This is a genomic window from Acuticoccus kandeliae (assembly GCF_003073115.1).
On the sequence record NZ_QBBV01000001.1, the window covers coordinates 1,522,485 to 1,543,470 of the forward strand.

A 20,986-nucleotide genomic window follows, 5' to 3' on the forward strand; every position below is an offset into this window, starting at 1 on the left:
TAGGTCATGTTCCGCACCGCGCTCGCCCTTCTCCTGATGATCTCGGCCGGATCCGCGGCCGCTCAAGAGAAGCTGACGCTCACCTCGCAATACGGACCGGACAAGCCGCAGACGCTTCTATGGAAGCGATTTGCCGAAATCCTCGAAGCCGAACGCCCCGGCGCCTACGACATCACCATCACGGTGTCGGGTGCGCTCGGCGGCGAGAAGGAGGAGGCGGAGGCGATCCGCCTCGGTGCGATCACCGGCGCCGAATCGACGATCGCGAACCTCACCACCTGGGTGCCCGAGGGGGCGGTGCTGGACCTGCCCTTCCTCTTCTCCGGCCCCGAGGAGATCGAGCGCGTCCTCTCCGGCCCCGCCGGCGAGGCGCTGCGCGAGGCCTATCGCGCGGAGGGGTTCGAGGTGCCGGCCTTCATCATCTTCGGCGCGCGCCATCTCCTGTCGGACCGGCCGCTGCCGACGCCCGATGATCTGAAGGGCCTCACCGTCCGCTCGCTCCAGAGCGATCTCCACGTCGCCCTCTGGCGCCACCTCGGCGCGAACCCCACCGCGCTGCCGATCACCGAGGCCTACACCGCCCTTTCGAACGGCGTCGTCGACGCGATGGACATGACGAAGTCCGGCTACGAGGCGCTGAAGCTCTACGAGGTCGCGCCCGTCCTCACCGAGACCGCGCACATCTGGGCGGTGGGCGTCGTCTATTTCGACGTGAATTTCTGGCAGAGCCTCGACGACGAGGAGCGCGCGCTCTTCGACCGGGCCGCCAAGGAGGGGGCCGCGCACTTCAACGAACTCGCCGCGGCCGAGCAGGATACGGCCCTCGCGCGGGCGATCGAGAAGGGCGCGCGGGCGGTCGAGGTCGACCCGAATCTGTGGCGTGAGGCCGTTGCGCCGTTCGTCGATGACTATGTTGCCGAGATGAACGATCCTGAGGCGCTCGCCATCCTGGAGGCCATTCGCGCATCACGTTGACGGCAAAACGTTGACGATGAGGGGGCGGGCGGCCAATTCTTGTGTCGGACCCTGCCTGATTGGAACGCCGTGACCCAGCGTGTTTTTGACGGGCACAACGATGTGCTCCTCCGCCTCTGGCAACGTGATCGAACCGGAAAACGGTTCCTGGAAGGGGGCGACGAAGGGCATGTCGACCTTCTGCGCGCCCGACGCGGCGGCCTGAAGGGCGGCATCTTCGCCACCTTCGTGCCCGATCCGCCGCGCGCGCCGCCGGAGCGGCGACCGGGCGGCACCAACGGTCCGGTCGATGCGCCGCTGCACGGATCGCTGAGCCGCGAGCGCGCGCTCGACGTGACGCTCGCCCAGCTCGCCGTCGCCTTCCGCGTCGAGCGCACTTCGGGCGGCGAGGTGCGGATCTGCCGAACCCCCGCCGAGGTCGCCGCCGCGAACGCCGCCGGCGCCTTCGCGATGATGCTCCACCTCGAGGGGGCGGAGGCGATCGGCCCCGAGCTCGACGAGCTGGAGGTTCTCTACGCCGCGGGCGTGCGCTCGCTCGGCATCGTGTGGAGCCGGCCGACGATCTTCGGCCACGGCGTCCCCTTCCGCTTCCCCTCGACCCCCGATATCGGCGACGGCCTCACCGAGCGCGGCGTCGCGCTCGTGAAGGCGTGCAACGGGCTCGGCATCATGGTCGATGTCAGCCATCTCAACGAGAAGGGCTTCTGGGATGTGGTGCGCGTCTCGGATGCGCCGATCGTCGCGACCCACTCGAACGCGCACGTGATCTGCCCCGTCTCGCGCAACCTCACCGATGCGCAGATGGACGCGATCCGTGACACCGAGGGCCTCGTCGGCCTCAATTTCGCAACCTTCTTCCTGCGCGAGGACGGGCAGCGCGCGGCCGAGACGCCACTCTCCGTGATGACGCGCCACCTCGACCACCTCCTCGAGAAGCTCGGCCCGCGCGGCGTCGCGCTGGGGTCGGATTTCGACGGTGCGCTGGTCCCGGCCGCGATCACCGACGCATCGGGCCTGCCGAACCTCGTCGCCGCGATGGCGATGGCGGGCTATGGCGAGGACCTCATCGACGCGATCACCTATCGCAACTGGCTCGACGTCATCGGGCGCACGCAGCGAATCGCCGCAGAGCCGAGCGGAACGGCCGCTTCGCCGGGCGGTTGACCCCACGACACCAATTGGGAGGGTCTCATGAGCAAGATTCCGGCCGACGCCTGGGTGATGGTGGGTGACGGCGAGAAAGCGCTCTTCCTGAAGAACAAGGGGACGACCGTCGCCCCGAACCTCGTCGTGATCCGCACGATGGAGCAGGACAATCCGTCCACCCGCGAGCAGGGCACCGACGCGCCGGGCCGCCTGAAAGACGGGCCGGGCCCGCACTCGAGCGCCGTCGAGCAGAGCGACTGGCATCGCCTCGAGAAGGAGCGTTTCGCCAAGGGCATCGCCGAGCGGCTCTACAAGGCCGCCCACCGCGGCGCGTTCGAGCAGCTCATCGTCGCGGCCCCGCCGACGGTGCTCGGCGAATTGCGCAAGGCCCTCCACAAGGAGGTCTCGGAGCGGATTCTGTTCGACGTTCCCAAGGAATTGACGAACCACCCTGTGAGTGAGATCGAGAAGGCGCTGACGGCTCACTGAGCGCGCGCTTGATACGGACGTACACCGTCCGTGATGCGTGATGAGAGCCGCGGCCCTTTCGCCGCGGCTTTCATTCGTTTTAAACGTGGCACTGGACGGCGCAGCGTCCAGCGACATCTTTTCCGCGTGTGGGCATACGCCTCGTGGTTGAAGTGACCGTCGCGGATTCTAATCTGCGTCTGATGACGAGAACGAAGGGCCAAACGTGCGCGAGCTTCTGGACCGGGTGAAATCCCCTAGGGATCTGCGGCTGCTGCCGGAGAAGGAGCTGCGCCTGCTCGCCGACCAGCTGCGCGAGGAGCTGATCGACGTCGTCTCCGTCACCGGCGGCCATCTCGGCTCCGCGCTCGGCGTCGTCGAGCTGACGGTGGCGCTGCACTATGTGTTCGACACCCCGCGCGACACGCTGATCTGGGACGTCGGCCACCAGTGCTATCCGCACAAGATCCTGACCGGCCGGCGCGAGCAGATGACGACGCTGCGCCAGGGCGGCGGCCTTTCCGGCTTCACCAAGCGCTCCGAGAGCATCTACGACCCGTTCGGCGCGGCCCATTCCTCGACCTCGATCTCGGCCGGCCTCGGCTTCGCGACGGCGCGCGACCTCCAGGGCGGCGACAACGAGGTGATCGCCGTCATCGGCGACGGCGCGATGTCGGCCGGCATGGCCTATGAGGCGATGAACAATGCCGGCGCAACGGACGCGCGGCTGATCGTCATCCTCAACGACAACGACATGTCGATCGCGCCGCCGGTCGGCGCGATGAGCGCCTATCTCGCGCGCCTCGCCTCGGGCGAGCCCTACACGACGCTGCGCGAGGCGATGAAGGGCCTCGTGCGGCGCCTGCCGCGCTTCGTGGAGCGCGGGGCGGCGCGGGCGGAGGAGTTCGCCAAGGGCATCACGATGGGCGGCACGCTCTTCGAGGAGCTCGGCTTCTATTATGTCGGCCCGATCGACGGTCACAATCTCGACCATCTGCTGCCGGTCCTGCGCAATGTGCGCGAGGCGGACAACAAGCCCGTCCTCGTCCATGTCGTAACGCAGAAGGGCAAAGGATATCCGCCGGCGGAGAACTCGGCTGACAAATATCACGGCGTCTCGAAGTTCGACGTCTTCACCGGCAAGCAGGCGAAGGGGCAGTCGAACGCGCCGAGCTATACGAGCGTGTTCGGGTCGAGCCTCGTCGACGAGGCGCGGCGGGACGACAAGATCGTCGGCATCACGGCGGCGATGCCGTCCGGCACCGGCATCGACCTCTTCGAGAGGGTCTTCCCCGAGCGCACCTTCGATGTCGGCATCGCCGAGCAGCACGCGGTCACGTTCGCGGCGGGCCTTGCCGCGAGCGGGATGCGCCCGTTCTGCGCGATCTATTCCACCTTCCTCCAGCGCGGCTACGACCAGGTCGTCCATGACGTGACGATCCAGAAGCTGCCGGTGCGCTTCGCGATCGACCGGGCCGGCTTCGTCGGCGCCGACGGGTCGACCCATGCCGGCTCGTTCGACGTCGCCTATCTCGCGTGCCTGCCCAACATGGTCGTGATGGCGGCGGGCGACGAGGCGGAGCTCGTCCACATGGTCGCCACCGCCGCCCGCCATGACGAGGGGCCGATCGCCTTCCGCTACCCGCGCGGGGAGGGGATGGGCGTCGAGATGCCGGAGCGGGGCGTCCCGCTCGAGATCGGCAAGGGCCGCATCGTGCGCGAAGGCAATTCCATCGCGATCCTCTCCTTCGGCGGCCGGCTCGGCGCGGCGCTCGAGGCGGCGGAGATCCTCGCGGGGAAGGGCCTCTCGGCCACCGTCGCCGATGCGCGCTTCGCAAAGCCGCTCGACCGGGACCTCATCCTGCGCCTCGCGCGCGAGCATGAGGTTCTCATCACGGTCGAGGAAGGGTCGATTGGCGGCTTCGGCAGCCACGTCCTGACGCTGCTCGCCCGCGAGGGCGCGCTCGATCGCGGCATCAAGGTGCGCCCGCTGACCTTGCCCGACGCCTTCGTCGACCAGGACAAGCCGGAGGCGATGTACAAGGCCGCCGGGCTCGACGCCACGGGCATCGTGGCGACGGCGCTCGCGGCGCTTGGGGTGGAAACGGTCGCGAACAGGGCTTGAGACAAACAAAATGATAAAAGTCGAATGTGTCGACGACACGCGCTCGCTGCTCGGCGAGAGCGCGGTCTGGGACGTCGAGGACGGGCTGCTCTACTGGGTCGACATCAACGCCGGCATCCTGCACCGGTTCGATCCGGCGGCGGGCAAGGGGCTGACACCGCACGAGATCGGCGAGAAGGTCGGCGGCATCGCGGTGCGCAAGGCCGGCGGGATCGTGATCAGCACCGAATCCGGCATCTACACCTATGATTTCGACACCAAGGCGCGGGTGAAGATCGCCGATCCCGAGGCCGACCGGCCCGAGAACCGCTTCAACGACGCGGCGACCGACCGGCAGGGCCGCTGGTGGATCGGCTCCGTCGGGATGATGAAGCCGCAGCGGGCCGAGGGGGCCTTCTGGCGCTTCGATCCCGACCACACCACGCACCTCTGGCTCGACGGGGTCTACACCACCAACGGTCTCGCCTTCTCCCCCGACGGCAAGACGATGTACCTGTCCGACTCCTTTCCCGAGGTGCGCACGATCTGGGCCTGCGGCTACGACACCGACACCGGGATGCCGACCGACCGGCGCCCCTTCTTCGACACGCGCGCGGTCGACGGCCGGCCGGACGGCGGCACGGTCGACGCGGACGGGTGCTACTGGATGGCGGGCGTCGGCGGCTGGCAGCTCGTGCGCCTCACGCCGGCCGGCGAGGTCGACATGATCGTCGACATGCCGGTGGAGCGGCCGTCGAAGCCGATGTTCGGCGGCAAGGGGCTCGACACGCTCTACGTCACCTCGATCGGGATCGACACCACCCCCGGCACCGACCAGCCGCAGGCCGGCAGCCTCTTCGCGGTCACGGGCCTTCCCGTCGGCGGCGTCCCGACTGAGCGTTTCGCCGGCTAGCGCGCCTGCCGCCCAGGTTGGATCAACCTGGGCGAAGAGCGTCGCGCCATCAATCGAGCCAGAATAGTCATTTGCGCGCCGGGCGGTCCGTCCGGCGCATCGTCTCAAAGTTGTCGACGACGCGCCGATCTCCGCCGCGCCCCAGCGCCCGTCCACCGATGGAACTGCGCGCCGCGTCGCCCGAAACTCAGGCGGGACGCGGCTGATCATCCCGGTTCCGGCTGCATATCAGACCTTCGGGGAATTTAATTCCCGGGGCGGGGTCTACACGCACGAGTAATTCGTGCTATCCTTCAACTATGCCAATTCCCGATGGGATGATTGTGCGGCTTCACCAAATCGGGTGTTGCTGCACTCGCGCGTCGTTGTCCTGAATTCACCACTTCGGTGATTCGGGTTCAATCACCACCTCACTTGCAAGGTGATCCACTTGTATAAGAAAATAGTCGTGCCGGTTGATTTGGCTCATCTCGATAAGCTCTCAAAAGCCATAGATGTTTCGAGTAAACTGGCGAAACTGTACGGGGCGGAAGTCTTTTACGTGGCGGTCACCGCCAACGTTCCGACCGAGGTGGCCCGCACGCCGGCCGAGTTCGTCGCCAAGCTGCGCGCGTTCACGGCGTCCGAGGCCGCACGCAACGGCATCACCGCGACCGCGAAGGCCTACACGAGCCACGATCCGAGCATCGATCTCGACGATTATCTGCCGCGCGCGATCGAGGAGGTCGGGGGCGATCTCGTCGTCATGGCCTCGCATGTTCCCGGCTTCATCGACCAGCTCTGGCCGACGCACGGCGAACATCTCGCGGCCCACACGTCCGCCTCGATCTTTCTCGTGCGCTGATCACCCGCCGCATCGAGGTCCCGTCGCGGAGCACGGCTCACGCCAAGAAAATTCGAACGTAAGGAAGACAATATGTCAGTTGAGACCGACGTTGAGGAGCTGATCCCGCCGCCCGAGGGCGATGTCGCACTGATCGAGACCGACTACACGATCGGACAGGACAACATCCAGCCGAAGGTCGGCCCGTTCGGGCTCGACATCCACAATCCGGTCTTCATGGTGTCGGGGCTGCTCATCGTCGCCTTCGTGCTGCTGACGCTGATCTTCCGCGACGCGGCCGGACCCTTTTTCGAGGGGCTGCGCGGCGCGCTGACGTCGAACTTCGACTGGTTCTTCCTGATCGCCGGCAACATCTTCGTCGTCCTGTGCCTCGTCCTCATCGTGACGCCGCTCGGCTCGGTGCGGCTCGGCGGCAAGGACGCGACTCCCGACTACAACTATATCGGCTGGTTCTCGATGCTCTTCGCCGCCGGCATGGGCATCGGCCTCATGTTCTTCGGCGTGTCGGAGCCGATCTCCCATTTCACCTCCTCCTTCGACGGGGTGAGCGTGGCGGAGGGCGTGCGCACCGACTGGGCCCCGCTCGGCGCGGCCGTCGGCGACGCGGAGGCGGCGCGCCGTCTCGGCATGGCGGCGACGATCTTCCACTGGGGCCTCCACCCCTGGGCGATCTACGCGATCGTCGCGCTCGCGCTCGCGCTCTTCACCTTCAACAAGGGCCTGCCGCTGACGATCCGCTCCATGTTCTACCCGATCTTCGGGGAGAAGGTGTGGGGCTGGCCCGGCCACATCATCGACATCCTCGCCGTTCTCGCGACGCTCTTCGGCCTTGCGACCTCGCTCGGCTATGGCGCGCAGCAGGCCTCGGCCGGCCTCCATTATGTGCTGGGGCTGCCGGGCGGGACGGACACGCAGATCATCCTCATCATCGCGATCACGGGCGTCGCCACCTTCTCGGTGCTGCGCGGCCTCGATGGCGGCGTGAAGGTGCTGTCGGAGGTGAACATGGCGCTCGCCGCGCTTCTCCTCCTCTTCGTCCTCCTCGTCGGGCCGACGCTCAGCATCCTGACCGGGTTCGGCGCGAACCTCGCCTCCTATGCGCAGGAGCTCATCCCGCTCTCGAACCCGTTCGGCCGGGCGGACGACAATTTCCGCCAGGGCTGGACCTCGTTCTACTGGGCGTGGTGGATCTCCTGGTCGCCCTTCGTCGGCATGTTCATCGCGCGCGTCAGCCGTGGGCGGACGGTGCGCGAGTTCATCATCGCCGTTCTCGTCATCCCATCGATTGTCTCGGTGCTGTGGATGACGGTGTTCGGCGGCACGGCGATCACGCTTATCAACTCGGCCGGCCTCACCGAGATCGCGGACGCGGCGCTGGAGCTGAAGCTCTTCGTCATGCTGGAGGGGCTGCCGCTGTCGACGATCACCTCGCTCGTCGGCGTGATCCTCGTGATCGTCTTCTTCGTCACCTCGTCGGATTCCGGCTCGCTGGTGATCGACACGATCACCGCCGGCGGCAAGGTGAACGCTCCGGTGAGCCAGCGCGTCTTCTGGTGCACGTTCGAGGGGCTCGTCGCAATCGTCCTCCTCCTCGGCGGCGGACTCGGGGCGCTCCAGGCGATGGCGGTGTCGACGGGCTTCCCGTTCGCGATCGTTCTCCTGCTCGCGTGCTACGCCATCGTGAAGGGGCTCCTCACCGAGCCGCGCTGACCAAGACGGGGAGGGCCGGCCCGTCCGGGCGCGGCCCTTCCGCCACAAAGCCCCGCGCCAATCCCCAGCCATGTCGCCAAAAGGGTTGCGGAGAGGCGCAGGGCGTGGCCATTTGCGCCACCATGAACCGCACGCCGCCCATCGCCATTGCGCCGATGATGGACTGGACCGACCGGCACTGCCGGGTCTTCCATCGCAGGCTCAACCCTTCGCTGCGCCTCTTCACCGAGATGGTGACGGCGAAGGCGGTGATTCATGGCGACCGCGACCGTCTCCTCGGCTTCGACGCGGAGGAGCATCCGCTTGTCCTCCAGCTCGGTGGCAACGACCCGTCCGAGCTCGCCACAGCGAGCCGCATCGCGGCCGAATGGGGCTATGACGAGGTCAACCTCAATGTCGGCTGTCCGTCCGACCGCGTGCAGGGCGGCGCGTTCGGCGCCTGCCTGATGCGCGAGCCCGCGCTCGTCGGCGAATGCCTCTCGGCGATGGGGGAGGGCGGCATCCCGGTCTCCCTGAAGTGCCGCCTCGGGGTCGACGACCAGGACACCGAGACCGCGCTCGACGCGGTCGCCGATGCGGCGGTCGCCGCCGGCGTCGCCGCGATCTGGGTCCATGCGCGCAAGGCGTGGCTCGAAGGCCTGTCGCCCGCGCAGAACCGCGACATTCCCCCGCTCGACTATCCGCGCGTCCACCGCCTCAAGGCGCGGCTCGGCACGTTCGTCGGCATCAATGGCGGGATCGCGACGCTGGAGGCCGTGGAGGCCCAGCGCGAGAGGGTCGACGGAGTGATGATCGGGCGCGCCGCCTACCAGCGCCCCGGCATCCTCGTGGCGCTCGCCGGCCTCGAAGGGGAGGCCGACTGGGCGCACCGGATCGCCGTCGCCCGCACGATGGTGCCCTATGCCGACACGCATATCGCGTCCGGCGGCCGCCTCGCCTCGGTGACGCGCCACATGCTCGGCCTCTTCCACGGCGAGCCGGGGGCGCGCGCCTTCCGCCGCACGCTGACGGTCGATGCGCTCGGCGCGGCCGACGCCTCGGTCCTGTCGCGCGCGATCGACGCCATCGAGGCGGAGGCGGAGCGCGCCAGAATGCGGCGCGAGGCGCTGATGGGAGACAGCGTGGCCGCATGAGAGCGTGGGGAGACGACCTGTCGGCGGTCGTCGGTTTCTATTCGCGTCTGCCTGTCCCGCCGTCGCGCCACGGGCTGAGCCTTGCCGAGGCGATCTGGCTGATCCCGGTCGCGAGCCTCGTGATCGCCGCGCCCGGCGCGCTGGCGCTCGGCCTCGCCGCGATCCTCGGCGCGCCGCCTCTCTTCACCGCGATCTTCGCGGTCGGGGTCATGCTCGTCACCACCGGCGCTCTTCACGAGGACGGGCTGGCCGATTGCGTGGACGGCTTCTGGGGCGGCGTCACGCGCCCACGCCGGCTGGAGATCATGCGCGACAGCCGTATCGGCGCCTATGGCGTGCTCGCCCTCGTGATGGCGATCCTCGCGAAGGTCGCGCTCGTGGAGGCTTCGCTCGCCCACGGCACGGGGGCGGCGATGTGCCTTCTGCTGGCCGCCGCCGTCGCGGGGCGCACGGTCGCGATATACCCGTGGGTGGGGCTCCCGAACGCACGCGAGGACGGGGTCGCGGTCGCCGTCGGCCGCCCGCACGGCGGCGCCTTCCGCCGCGCGCTGATCCTCGGCATCGCCGTCACCGCGCTCCTCGTCATCTGGCAGACGATCTTCGGCTTCCTCTTCGCCGGCATCGTCGCGGCGGCGAGCGCGATCGGCGTCGCGCGTCTTGCCGAACGCAAGATCGGCGGCCACACCGGCGATGTCATCGGTGCCGCAGTGGTCGCCGGCGAACTGGCATATCTCGCCACGATCATTATCTGGCTGGGAGAGTAGGTCTTCATTCGGAGCAGACGAGACTGATGCGTCACGAACCGTCGGCGGCGACACATGCGGCCCCTACATTCGCCGCGAAGCTTGCCCTCGCGCTCGCGGTGCTTTTCGCCGGGACGCTCGCCGCCGCCGCCCAGTCCGTCCCACCGATCGAGATCGACAACACCGCCCCGCAGGCGGTGAAGCTCGTCATCCTCCTCATCGTCTTCGTGGTCGTCCTCATCGGGATGCGCCGGGTGCGCGTGCCCGAGATGATCCGCTCGGCCGGCATCTGGCTCCTCGCCCTCCTCGCCCTCGTCGCGGCCTACTCCTATCGCGGCCCGATCGAGATGATGGGGCGTGAGATGATGGCGGTCCTCGTGCCGGGGACGGCGGTCATGTCGGGCGACCAGGTGATCGTGCGCCGCTCCTTCGGCGGCCATTTCGTGATCGACGGGGCCGTCGACGGCGCGCCGGTGAGTTTCCTCTTCGACACCGGGGCGAGCAGCGTCGTCCTCACCGCCGCCGACGCGGAGCGGGCCGGATTCGACCCGGCCTCGCTCGATTATCGCCTTCCGGTGATGACGGCGGCGGGCATGACCGAGGTCGCCCCCGTGCGCCTCGACGAGATCCAGGTGGGCGACATTCGGGTCGGCAATGTCCGCGCGGCGGTTGCAAAGCCCGGCGATCTCGATCACAGCCTCCTGGGCATGACCTTCCTCAATCGCCTCGATGGTTACGAGGTGCGACGCGACCGTCTGGTTCTCAATCCATGACCTCTTCCTCTTCCACGGCGAGCGACGTCTCGCCGTTCGACGATTTCCGCAGGCTCGCGAACGATGCGTCGCCCGACCACGCGTCGGCGCTCGCCCGGACGCGGGCGCGCGAGGCCGTCCTCACCAAGCCGGCGGGCTCGCTCGGCCGCCTCGAAGCGATCGCCGAGTGGCTGACGGCCGTGACCGGCCAGGCCCCGCCGAAGGTGGACCGGCCGCGCGTCGTCGTCTTCGCGGCGAGCCACGGCGTCACCGACGAGGGGGTCTCGGCCTTCCCGTCGAGCGTCAACGCGCAGATGCTGAAGGGCTTCCGCGACGGGACGGCGGCGATCAACCAGATCTGCGCGGCGGCCGGCATCGGCCTTTCCGCCTTCGACCTCGCGGTGGAGGTGCCCACCGGCAACATCGCGGTGGAGGACGCCTTCCAGTCGGACCGCGCGACCGCGGCGACGATGGCCTTCGGCCTCGAAGCGATCGCGAACGGCGTCGACCTCCTGGCGCTCGGCGAGATGGGGATCGGCAACACCACCGTCGCCGCCGCGATCTTCGCCGCCCTCTTCGGCGGCACCGGCGCGGACTGGTGCGGCGCGGGGACGGGCGTCTCGGGCGAAGCGCTGAACCGCAAGATCGGCGTCGTCGACCGCGTGCTCGCGCGCCTCGACGGGGAGCGCGATCCGCTCGTCATCCTGCAGCGCGCCGGCGGGCGTGAGATCGCGGCGATGGCGGGGGCGATCCTCGCCGCGCGCAGCCAGAAGGTGCCGGTGATCGTCGACGGGTTCGTCGCGACCTCGGCGGCCGCGATCGTCCACAAGATGGCGCCCGGCGCGACGGCCCACTGCATCTACGCCCACCGCTCGGCCGAGGCCGCGCACGCCCGCGCGCTCGATGCGCTCGGCGCCGATCCGCTCCTCGATCTCGGGATGCGGCTCGGGGAGGGGACGGGCGCGGCGCTCGCCATCTCCATCGTGCGCGCGGCGGCGGCCTGCCACAGCGGCATGGGAACGTTCGCGGAGGCGGGCGTCGACGGACCGGTGTGAGCCGACCCGCGCGGGGGCGAGCGACCGAGGCGTTCGACGGCAACCCGGCGCTCGCGCGGGAAGTCGCGGCGATCCGCGCGTGCCGCATCTGCCGCGACACGCCGCGCGGGGTCACGCTGCCGCACGAGCCGCTGCCGATCTTCCAGATCTCGGCGACCGCGCGGCTCGCGATCTGCAGCCAGGCGCCCGGCAACCGCGCCCATATCGCGGGCGTGCCATTCCACGACCCGTCGGGCGTGCGCCTCCGGTCATGGCTCGGCCTCAACGAGGACGTCTTCTACGACGCCTCCCGCGTCGCCATCATCCCGATGGGCTTCTGCTTTCCGGGCTATGACAAGAATGGCGGCGACCTGCCGCCGCGCAAGGAATGCGCCGCCACCTGGCATGATCGGCTGTTCCCGACGCTGCCGCAGATCCGCCTCTATCTGTGCATCGGCCGCCACTCCATCGCCTATCACCTCCCGGCTCTGAGAAGCGTGCCGATGACCGAGATCGTGCGGGACTGGCGCGCGATCGCGGCTGAGACGGCGCCGCACTCGCGCATCGTCCTGCCGCACCCATCCTGGCGCAACAATGCGTGGCTGAACCGCAATCCGTGGTTCGACGCCGAGCTCGTCCCGGACCTGCGCCGCCGCGTCGCCGAGACGCTCGGCCTCTGAGCCCCGGCGGGTTCGGGAAAAAATCAGTTAACCGTCGCGCGAAATGATTGACGCCTGTCGCGAATCTTGCATAGCGCTCGCGCCGTTTGTGGCGATAATGGTAGAGAGCCACGATGTGTGTCGCGTTTGGGGAACGAGGATGACGACGAACTCGCGCTGGATCCGCGCCGCCCGTGGGCTGGGGCTGACGTGTCTTGCTATCGGCTTCACCGCGACCGGTGCGCTCGCGCAGAGCGAGAACCTGCCGCCGGCCGATCCGATGACGTCCGACACCGAGCGCTTTTTCGTGGACGCGCGCGTCGTGGACGTCGCCGTCGACCAGACCGCCACCATCGCCGTGCTCGACCAGGTGGCGGCGAGCGCCTGCCCCTCGAACAATTATCTCTTCCCGCGCGACGAGCCGAAATGGTTCTACCAGACCGGCCGCCTCCTGCAGGCCGAGAAGGAGGGGGCGCTGATCCGTCTCTCCATCTCCTGCCGTGACGGGGAACAAGCGATCAACGCGATCCAGTTCCTGTCGCCGCCGAACCCGCAGGTGGCGCGCGGCGTGCCGAGCCGTGCGGCGACCGCCGCCTATCAGCCGGCGACGACGCGCTTCGCCACGCGGCCGCAGTCGGGCGCCTTCCCGCTGCCGGCGGGCGCGGCGGCACAGCCTGCCACCGGTCCCGCGCCGGTGCGCGCGATCCCGCTTCCCTGAGCCTCGGCCTCGTCCGGCGGGGCGCTCGCCCCGTCAGAAGGCCTTGAAGGTGATGATGGTCTTGGTGTCGAGGATGCCGGGGACGGCGTGGACCTTCTCGTTCACGAAATGGCCGATATCGCTGTCGCGATCGACATAGAATTTCACGAGCAGGTCATAGTCGCCGGCGGTCGAGTAGATCTCCGACGCGATCTCAGCATCGGCGAGGGCGTTCGCCACCTCGTAAGCGCGGCCGAGCTGCGCTTTGATCAGTACGAAAAATGGCGTCATGCGGTCCTCCTCCCGCCACTAGAAGCGCAAAGCGCCGCGCCCCACAAGCCCATAGAGCGAGGTTGGTCCATCCCGTCGCACAGGGGATCGTGAAGACGCCGCATTTCCCTTTGCGCGCGCGGCCACTACATTGAGGCGTTCCAAGGGGGTGCCTGCGGGCTGAGAGGCGGTTGCCGACCCCAAGAACCTGATCCGGGTCATGCCGGCGGAGGGATTGGATGGATGAGATGACACGGGGCGCACACGCGCCCGCCTTCACCGAATCAGTTGGGGATCGCGCCGGCGACGAGACGCGCGATCGGCTCGCCGCCCGGATCGCGGCGGCGGTCGACCGCCTCGCGGCGGCGCGCCCGCGCGTTCACGCGCTGGTCGCCCCGGTCGCGCAGCCCTTCGTCGCCAATGTGGCGACCGCGGTCGGGATCGACATCTCGATGACGGTCGACGCCGAGGAGATCGGCCCGATGGTCGCCCGCTCCGACGCGCTCCTCGTCAATCTCGGGATGATGGACCGGGCGCGGCGGGAGGGGGCGCTTGCGGCGGTCGCGACGGGCCGCCCGTTCGTCCTCGACCCGGTGAAGGTCGACCGCTCGCCCGCCCGCCTCGACTTCGCCCGCGACCTCGTCGCCAAGGGGCCCGTCCTCGTGAAGGGGAACCGGGGGGAGATGGCGGCGCTCGGCGCGATGCCGGCGGGCGTCGTCGCGGTCACCACCGGCCCCACCGACACCGTCGCCGCCGCCGGCCGCACCGCGCGCCTCCACAACGGCACGCCGCTCCTCGACCGGGTGATCGCCACCGGCTGCGCGGCGGGCGCCCTCTCGGCCGCGATGGTGGCGGTGGAGGAGGACCCCTTCGTCGCCGCCCTCGCGGCGCTCGCGCTGATGAGCGTCGCGGCCGAGATCGCGGCGGTCGACGCACGCGGGCCGGGCTCCTTCGCCGTCGGCCTTCTCGACAGCCTCGCCGCCACCGACGGCGAAACCCTCCTCACGCGCCTGAAGCTCGAAATCTGATGCTGGATCTTTCCGTCTATCTCGTCCTCGGCCCCGACGTCGCGGACCCGGTCTCCCTCGTGACGCGCGCGGCCGCGGGCGGCGTGTCGCTCATCCAGTGGCGCGACAAGTCCGCCTCGACGGCCGATCAGGTCGCGGCCGTGCGCCGCCTCGTCGCCGCGACCAGCGTGCCGGTGCTCGTGAACGACCGCGCCGATGTCGCGGTCGCGGCGGGCGCGGCCGGCGTCCATGTCGGCCACGGCGACCTCACACCGGCGGAGGCGCGGCTGATCGTCGGCGACAAGGCGATCGTCGGCGTCACGATCCACTCGCTGGAGGAGGCTGCGGCCGCCGACGGGGCGCCGATCGACTATGCCTCGGTCGGCGGGGTGTACGAGACGACGAGCAAGCACAACCCGCAGCCGCCGATCGGGATCGACGGGTTCGCCGCCATCGCCGCGCGGTTGCGGCGCGACCGCGCCATGCCGGTCTGCGCCATCGCCGGGATCACGCCGGAACGCGCGCGCGACCTCGCGGCGGCCGGGGCGGACGGCGTCGCGGTCATGAGCGCGATCACCAAGGCGGCGGACCCTGCCGCGGCGGCGGCTGCGCTCCGCCGTGCGCTCGCGGAGGGGCGGGCATGATCGCGCTCACCATCGCGGGCTCGGATTCGGGCGGCGGCGCCGGCATCCAGGCCGACATCAAGACCTTCTCCGCGCTCGGCGTTTACGGCGCGAGCGTCATCACCGCGATCACCGCGCAGAACACGCTCGGCGTGACGGGCGTACACGCGATCCCCGTCGAGATGGTCGCCGCGCAGTTCGACGCGGTGATGAGCGATCTCGACGTGAAGGCGATCAAGATCGGGATGCTCGCCGACATCGCCGTCATCGACCTCCTCGTCGAGCGGCTCGACGGGATCGGCATTCCGGTCGTGCTCGACCCGGTGATGGTCGCGGCCTCCGGCCACCGCCTCGTCACCGAGGACACGGTCGCGGCGCTGCGCGACCGCCTCTTCGCGCGCGCCACGATCATCACGCCGAACCTCCCCGAGGCGGCGGTGATCCTGGGCGAGGCGGAGGCGGAGACGCTCGCAGAGATGGAGGCGCAGGCCGCCCGTCTCGCCGCCTTCGGCCCGGCCGTGCTCCTCAAAGGGGGACACCTCGAGGGCGGGGAGGAGAGCGTCGACCTCTTCGTCGACGGCGATGTCGAGGTGCTGCGCTCACCGCGCATCGCGACGCGCAACACGCACGGCACCGGCTGCACGCTGTCGAGCGCGATCGCGGCGAACCTTGCCAAGGGGGCGACGCTCGCCGATGCGGTGCGGGCCGGCAAGACCTATATCTCCAGCGCGATCGCTGCGGCGGATCGGCTGAAGATCGGCAAGGGCCATGGGCCGGTGCATCACTTCCACGCCTTCTGGGACGAGACGGCCTGACGCGCCGCCCCGCGCCCGCCCTGGGGCGCGGACCGCTCTAACCAACTCAGCGAAATTTTTGAGCCGTCCGGCGTGCCGGAACGCTAAGTCGCGCCTATCAGGATGGTGCGGATCGTTCGTGACGCCTTATGTTGAGGGTCCGAACAATTCTTTCGCAGTCACGGCCCCGGCAGCGGAACTCGCTCCTATGCCGCACGTTCAAAAGATAACAGACGGCGAATTTTATCCGAAGGAGAAAGCCGATGCACAGTTTGATCTATCTCGTCGGCCTCGTCGTGGTGGTTCTTTTCGTTCTCAGTCTCCTTGGCCTCGCGTAGTCCGGCCGTCGGTTCAGACGACTGAAGAATAGATTGTGATGATGAGGAGCACACAACATGTCGACGAAGGATAACATCGATCGGGAAGTCAAGTCGGCCAAGGAAAAGGCCAACGAGGCGGCCGACGTTGTCCGCGACGCGGCGGAAAACGTCGGTTCCGATCTGAAAGGTGCCGCCGCGTCCTACGCCGAGGATGGCAAGGCCTACGCCGCGTCGCACATCACCGATTTCGCGACGGCGGTCCGCCGGGCGAGCAACGAGCTTGCCGAGCGCGACCAGGGCGTCGCGGCGCGCGTGGTGACACAGGCCGCCGACGGGCTGGAACAGGTCGCCAAGTCGATCTCGGGCACGAGCGTCGACGAGATGGTGGTGTCGGTAGAGCGGTTCGCGCGGCGCAATCCGAGCGCCTTCGTGTTCGGCACGATCCTCGCCGGCGTCGCGATCGGCCGCTTCGCCAAGGCGACGTCGGACCGCGCGTCGATGGCCGAGCCGATGGAGCCCATGCCGCACGAGACCCGCCAGCCGACGACCCCCAAGCGTCCGGTTGTGGGGCCGGCCAGCTCCATCAGCCAGTGAGGCGCACCCGATGACCTATGACCCGAACCGCTCGGAAGGGCCGAGCCCGCTGGCGCAATCGATGGCCCACTCCCGCTCGATCCCCGAGCTTCTGACGAAGCTCGTGCGCGATGTGACGGACCTCTTCCGCAAGGAAGGGGAGCTCATCCGTTCCGAGCTGCACGACAAGATCAATCAGCTTCAGATCGGCGTCGGTAAAATTGCCGCGGGAGCCATTACGATCCTCGTTGCGTTGATCGTACTGGCAGACGCGTTGGTTATTGCCGTCGCGGAGATCATCGGATCGGTTCCTGCCTCCCAGAACAACACGGGCTGGGCCGCCCTCATCGTGGGCGGTGTCTTCGCGGCGATCGGCGCGTTTCTGATCCGCAGCGGGACCACCGACCTGAAGGTGGAGAACATGGCGCCGGATCGGACGATGCTGCAGGTGCGGCGGGATGCCGAGATGGCGAAGGAGCAATTCCGATGACCCGCACGACGACACAAATCGAACGTGAGGTCGAAGCGCAACGTTATGAGGTGGAGGAGACTTTGGAAGCTCTTCGCTCGAAACTGTCCACCGGACAGATCATCGACAGCGTGTCCCGTTCGCTGATGGGCGCGGGCCGCGAAGGAAACGAGTTCTTCAGCAATCTTGGCCGTCAGGTCAAAGAGAACCCGATTCCGATCGCCCTCACGGGCATCGGTCTCGCCTGGCTGTTGATGCGCCAGGGGAAGAACGCGTCCTCCAACGGGGGCGGCGGCGGTTATTCGCCCACGCCCCTGCCGCCCTCGGGCCGTCGCGGTCCGGGTGTCGCCGCCTACGACCGCGCCAAGTACGCGGCCGACGAGGCCCGTCACGGCGCGCAATACGCGATCGGCCAGCTGAAGGCCGGCGCGTATGCGGTCAAGCACACCGGCCTTTCGGCGGCCGGGGAGGCCTATGACCGGGCCCGCTTCGCCGCCGACGAGGCGCGCTATGGGCTCGACTATGCCTCGCACCAGCTGAAGACCGGCGCCTATCGCGTGTCGGCGACGGCGAAGGACGCGGCGGCGAAGGCCTATGACCAGGCGAAGTTCGCGGCCGACGAGGCCCGCTACGGCATCCGCTACGCGACGGAGCAGCTGAAGGCCGGCGCGCACGCCGCCTCGGCGACCGGCGCCGCGGCCGCCGCGACTGCCTACGATCAGGCGAAGTTCGCCGCCGATGAGGCGAAGCTCGGCGCCGACTATGCCGCGCAGAAGCTGAAGTCGGGCGCCTACTCGATGCAGGAGACGGCGTCGAGCGCGGCGGAAGCCGCGTATGATCAGGCGAAGTTCGCGGCGGACGAGGCCAAGCACGGCCTTCGCTATGCCGCCGAGCGTCTGAAGTCGGGCGCCTACACCGCGTCCGAGTACGGCTCCAGCGCGGCGAGCGCGGCCTACGACCAGGCGAAGTTCGCGGCCGACGAGGCCAAGCACGGCCTCGACTATGCCGCCGAGCAGCTGAAGTCGGGCGCCTATGCGATGTTCGCGTCCTCCAAGGCGCGCGCGGTCTATGACCGGGCGAAGTTCGCGGCGGACGAGGCGACCCACGGCGCGCGTTATGCGGTGGACCAGCTGATGGCCGGCGCCTACGCGGTGCAGGACCGGGCCGGCGCCACCTTCGACATGCTCTATGACCAGGCGATGTTCGCCGCCGACGAAGCGCGGCACGGCCTTGCCTACGCCACCGAGCAGCTGAAGGCCGGGGCCTACGCCGTCGGCGATGCGGCGAGCTACGCCTACGATCACGCGGTCGACGCGGCCCACTCCGCCCGTTACGCCAGCCGCCGCGCGCGTCGCGGTGTGGTGGATTTCGTGAAGGAAGAGCCGCTCATCGCCGCCGCGATCGGTGTCGCGATCGGCGCGGCCATCGGCGCGGCGCTCCCCTCGACCCGTCGCGAGGACGAGTGGGTCGGCCCCTATCGCGACCGCCTGCGCGACGACGCGTACGACTACGCGGCCGACCAGGTGGACCGCGCGAGCCGCGCCGCCGAGCACGCCTTCGCCGAAGCCGAGGCGACCGCGAAGGAAGAGGGCCTCCTGCCGAAGGACGGCAGCGAGACCATCGCGGACAAGGCCGAGAAGGTCGTGCGCGCCGCGAAGGCCGCGGCCAAGGAAGAGGCGAAGGCCTGATCCAACGACCGCCAGCGCGCCGGCCGCGAGGCCGGCGCCCGGCGAAAAAGGGGCGCCACCCGGCGCCCCTTTTCTTTTGCCCGCCGCCCGGCGAGCGCGGCTGCAATTGCCTCAACACAAGGCATTCTGGCTATCTGTTGAGCGCTCGCGTGCGCCACATGCGCAGATCGGCGGCGGATTCGCGTCTTTGGGCGCACCGGCGGCCGCATCTCTAAAGCGCCCCGATTATTTTACTGCTCAATCATTCGAGCCCCGCGGGGGTGCGACAGAATGGGACGCGTGGCACGCGGGTTGCTTTGGCATTCCAATCAACGATTGGGACAGTCCGCCGCCATGTCGACATCGCCGAACCCCTTCATGGCGCGGGCCATCGAGATCAGCCGCGCGGCCGTCGCATCCGACGATGCCGCCCCGTTCGGGGCCGTCGTCGTCAAGGACGGCATCATCGTCGGGGAGGGGGTGAACCGCGTCGTCTCCACCTCCGACCCCACCTCGCACGGCGAGGTCGAGGCGATCCGGGACGCGTGTCGCAAGCTCGGCACCTGGAACCTCGAAGGGTGCGAGCTCTACACCTCCTGCGAGCCGTGCGAATTGTGCGTCGCCGCGATGTACTGGGCGCGGATCGAGCGCGTCTACTACGCCGCGCACCTCAGCGACGCCGAGGCGCTCGGCTTCGATTGCGCGACGCTGCGCACCCTGGTGCGCGCCGACCCGGACGACCGCGCCGTCCCCTATGTCCCGCTGATGCGCGAGGAGGCCGTCGCCGTGCTCGACGACTGGGCCAAGGATCCGGCCGCCTCCCGCTTCTGACCCGCCTGTCCCTTTCGCCTTCCGCTTCCCAAACCGAGGAACACCTGATGATCCAAAGAGTCGATCCGTTCGCCTTCCTGTCGCGCGGCATCGGGCGGCGACAGTTCCTGCAGGGCGCGACCGCGCTCGGTGCGACGGCTGCCTCGGGCGGCCTGCTCCTGCCGAACGGCGCACGCGCGGAAGAGACGCTGAACCTCCTCTCCTGGCCGGGCCACGCCGATCCGGCGGTCGTCGCGCCGTTCGAGGAAGAGTACGGCGTGAAGGTCATCGCCAAGGAATATGTCGGCGGCGAGAACATGCTTGCCCTCGTCAACCAGTCCCCTCCGGGCACGTTCGACGTCGTCCTCTCGGACGCCGAATATGTCGTCATGCTGCGCGATGGCGGCTTCATCGAGGAGATGGACCCGGCGGACTATCCGTTCGCCGACTTCTGGCCGGACTTCCAGAAGTTCCCGGGTCACTGGCTCGACGACAAGCTCTATTCGATGATCATCCGGTTCGGTTATCTCGGCCTTGCCTACCGGACGGACGTCCTCACCCCCGAAGAGGTCCAGTCCTATTCGGTGATGTGGGACGAGAAGCTGAAGGGGGGCGTCGGCTTCTTCGACTGGTACCTGCCGACCATGGGCTGCCTGTCGCTCTATGACGGCAACAAGGCGCCCTACGACATCGACGATGCCGCCTTCGGCAAGCTGAAGGACACGCTTTTCTCCCTCGCCCCGCAGGGCACCGGCTTCTACTCGATGGCCGACACCTTCTCCTCGCTGACGAGCGGCGCGGCGAAGTGCATTCCGGGCATCGGCGACTGGATCACGCTCCTCCTGTCGAAGGACGGCGTGCCGGTCGACGCGGTCGTCCCGAAGGAGGGTGGCGTGCAGTGGACCGAATCGATGTCCGTCATGGCCGCGTCCACCAAGAAGGACCTCGCCAAGAAGTTCATCCAGTACATGACGTCGGCCGAGGGGCAGAAGCGCTCGGCGGTGATGCCGGCCTACAACGCCTCGATCCCGTCGAAGGCGGGCTGGACGCTCCTCAACGAGGAACTGCCCGAGGAGGCGGTGCGCCTGCGCATGACGTTCGACAACCGCAACGTCATGGACGAGTACGCGGACGGGAAGATCCACATCCGCAAGACGCCCGTTCAGCAGGACATCGAAACCTGGAACGATGCCTGGAGCGAATTCAAGGCGATGTAAGATCGTTGGCGGGCGGGGTATGTTCTCCGCCCGCTTCCGCGCGCCTCGCGACGCGCAC

The 20,986-nt window shown here is 68.7% G+C and carries 22 protein-coding genes and 1 riboswitch; of the genes, 21 read left to right on the forward strand and 1 reads right to left on the reverse strand.

Features of this window, described 5'->3' with window-relative positions; genetic code table 11:
• Positions 1-6: 6 nt before the first annotated feature.
• From DBV35_RS06975 to DBV35_RS07035, 13 genes are all read left to right on the forward strand, one after another.
• Entirely contained in the window at positions 7-975 is a 969-nt protein-coding gene (locus tag DBV35_RS06975; protein ID WP_108659461.1) for a TRAP transporter substrate-binding protein, read from the forward strand.
• Between the two features lie 69 nt (positions 976-1,044).
• Positions 1,045-2,139: a dipeptidase gene (locus DBV35_RS06980; protein ID WP_108659462.1), complete on the forward strand. Its 1,095-nt coding sequence runs from the start codon at positions 1,045-1,047 to the stop codon at positions 2,137-2,139.
• A gap of 27 nt (positions 2,140-2,166) precedes the next feature.
• Entirely contained in the window at positions 2,167-2,610 is a 444-nt protein-coding gene (locus DBV35_RS06985) for a baeRF12 domain-containing protein (RefSeq protein ID WP_108659463.1), read from the forward strand.
• 205 nt (positions 2,611-2,815) lie between these two features.
• The gene (gene dxs, locus DBV35_RS06990) at positions 2,816-4,714 is read left to right on the forward strand and encodes a 1-deoxy-D-xylulose-5-phosphate synthase (protein ID WP_108659464.1); all 1,899 of its coding nucleotides are present in this window, start codon (positions 2,816-2,818) and stop codon (positions 4,712-4,714) included.
• A gap of 10 nt (positions 4,715-4,724) precedes the next feature.
• Complete coding sequence (locus DBV35_RS06995) at positions 4,725-5,606, forward strand: SMP-30/gluconolactonase/LRE family protein (protein ID WP_108659465.1); 882 nt, start codon at positions 4,725-4,727, stop codon at positions 5,604-5,606.
• 421 nt (positions 5,607-6,027) lie between these two features.
• A complete protein-coding gene (locus DBV35_RS07000) occupies positions 6,028-6,450 on the forward strand; it encodes a universal stress protein (protein ID WP_281262219.1) in 423 nt (140 codons plus the stop codon).
• A 72-nt stretch (positions 6,451-6,522) separates the two neighbouring features.
• Positions 6,523-8,160, forward strand: coding sequence for a BCCT family transporter (locus tag DBV35_RS07005; RefSeq protein WP_108659467.1), 1,638 nt, complete (start codon positions 6,523-6,525; stop codon positions 8,158-8,160).
• 122 nt (positions 8,161-8,282) lie between these two features.
• Entirely contained in the window at positions 8,283-9,293 is a 1,011-nt protein-coding gene (gene dusA, locus DBV35_RS07010) for a tRNA dihydrouridine(20/20a) synthase DusA (RefSeq protein ID WP_108659468.1), read from the forward strand.
• A complete protein-coding gene (cobS, locus tag DBV35_RS07015) occupies positions 9,290-10,057 on the forward strand; it encodes an adenosylcobinamide-GDP ribazoletransferase (RefSeq protein WP_108659469.1) in 768 nt (255 codons plus the stop codon). The genes dusA and cobS overlap by 4 nt, the downstream gene beginning before the upstream one ends.
• Positions 10,058-10,083: 26 nt before the next feature.
• A complete protein-coding gene (locus tag DBV35_RS07020; RefSeq protein ID WP_108659470.1) occupies positions 10,084-10,809 on the forward strand; it encodes a retropepsin-like aspartic protease family protein in 726 nt (241 codons plus the stop codon).
• Entirely contained in the window at positions 10,806-11,843 is a 1,038-nt protein-coding gene (gene cobT / locus DBV35_RS07025; protein ID WP_108659471.1) for a nicotinate-nucleotide--dimethylbenzimidazole phosphoribosyltransferase, read from the forward strand. The genes DBV35_RS07020 and cobT overlap by 4 nt, the downstream gene beginning before the upstream one ends.
• 71 nt (positions 11,844-11,914) lie before the next feature.
• Positions 11,915-12,502 (forward strand): uracil-DNA glycosylase family protein, encoded by a 588-nt coding sequence (locus DBV35_RS07030; RefSeq protein WP_245943929.1) that lies wholly within the window; start codon positions 11,915-11,917, stop codon positions 12,500-12,502.
• 139 nt (positions 12,503-12,641) lie between these two features.
• Positions 12,642-13,199, forward strand: coding sequence for a hypothetical protein (locus tag DBV35_RS07035; protein ID WP_108659473.1), 558 nt, complete (start codon positions 12,642-12,644; stop codon positions 13,197-13,199).
• Between the two features lie 33 nt (positions 13,200-13,232).
• On the opposite strand, the gene DBV35_RS07040 is transcribed toward DBV35_RS07035, so the two are convergent.
• Positions 13,233-13,469, reverse strand: coding sequence for an Lrp/AsnC ligand binding domain-containing protein (locus DBV35_RS07040; RefSeq protein ID WP_108659474.1), 237 nt, complete (start codon positions 13,467-13,469; stop codon positions 13,233-13,235).
• A 134-nt stretch (positions 13,470-13,603) separates the two neighbouring features.
• Positions 13,604-13,700, forward strand: a riboswitch (TPP riboswitch).
• On the opposite strand from DBV35_RS07040, the gene DBV35_RS07045 reads away from it, so the two are divergent.
• The 8 genes from DBV35_RS07045 (at position 13,688) to DBV35_RS07080 (ending at position 20,928) form a co-directional block, all read left to right on the forward strand.
• Complete coding sequence (locus tag DBV35_RS07045; RefSeq protein WP_205648496.1) at positions 13,688-14,476, forward strand: hydroxyethylthiazole kinase; 789 nt, start codon at positions 13,688-13,690, stop codon at positions 14,474-14,476. It overlaps the preceding riboswitch by 13 nt.
• Positions 14,476-15,099, forward strand: coding sequence for a thiamine phosphate synthase (thiE, locus tag DBV35_RS07050; protein WP_108659475.1), 624 nt, complete (start codon positions 14,476-14,478; stop codon positions 15,097-15,099). The genes DBV35_RS07045 and thiE overlap by 1 nt, the downstream gene beginning before the upstream one ends.
• Positions 15,096-15,893, forward strand: a complete 798-nt coding sequence (gene thiD / locus DBV35_RS07055; protein ID WP_108659476.1) for a bifunctional hydroxymethylpyrimidine kinase/phosphomethylpyrimidine kinase — start codon at positions 15,096-15,098, stop codon at positions 15,891-15,893. Before thiE ends, thiD begins: the two co-directional genes overlap by 4 nt.
• A gap of 374 nt (positions 15,894-16,267) precedes the next feature.
• Positions 16,268-16,786: a hypothetical protein gene (locus DBV35_RS07060; RefSeq protein ID WP_108659477.1), complete on the forward strand. Its 519-nt coding sequence runs from the start codon at positions 16,268-16,270 to the stop codon at positions 16,784-16,786.
• 10 nt (positions 16,787-16,796) lie between these two features.
• Positions 16,797-17,255, forward strand: a complete 459-nt coding sequence (locus DBV35_RS07065; protein WP_211099935.1) for a phage holin family protein — start codon at positions 16,797-16,799, stop codon at positions 17,253-17,255.
• A gap of 62 nt (positions 17,256-17,317) precedes the next feature.
• Entirely contained in the window at positions 17,318-18,922 is a 1,605-nt protein-coding gene (locus tag DBV35_RS07070; RefSeq protein WP_205648497.1) for a hypothetical protein, read from the forward strand.
• A gap of 333 nt (positions 18,923-19,255) precedes the next feature.
• The gene (locus DBV35_RS07075) at positions 19,256-19,732 is read left to right on the forward strand and encodes a nucleoside deaminase (RefSeq protein WP_108659479.1); all 477 of its coding nucleotides are present in this window, start codon (positions 19,256-19,258) and stop codon (positions 19,730-19,732) included.
• A gap of 47 nt (positions 19,733-19,779) precedes the next feature.
• A complete protein-coding gene (locus DBV35_RS07080; protein ID WP_108659480.1) occupies positions 19,780-20,928 on the forward strand; it encodes an ABC transporter substrate-binding protein in 1,149 nt (382 codons plus the stop codon).
• The last annotated feature ends 58 nt before the right edge of the window (positions 20,929-20,986 follow it).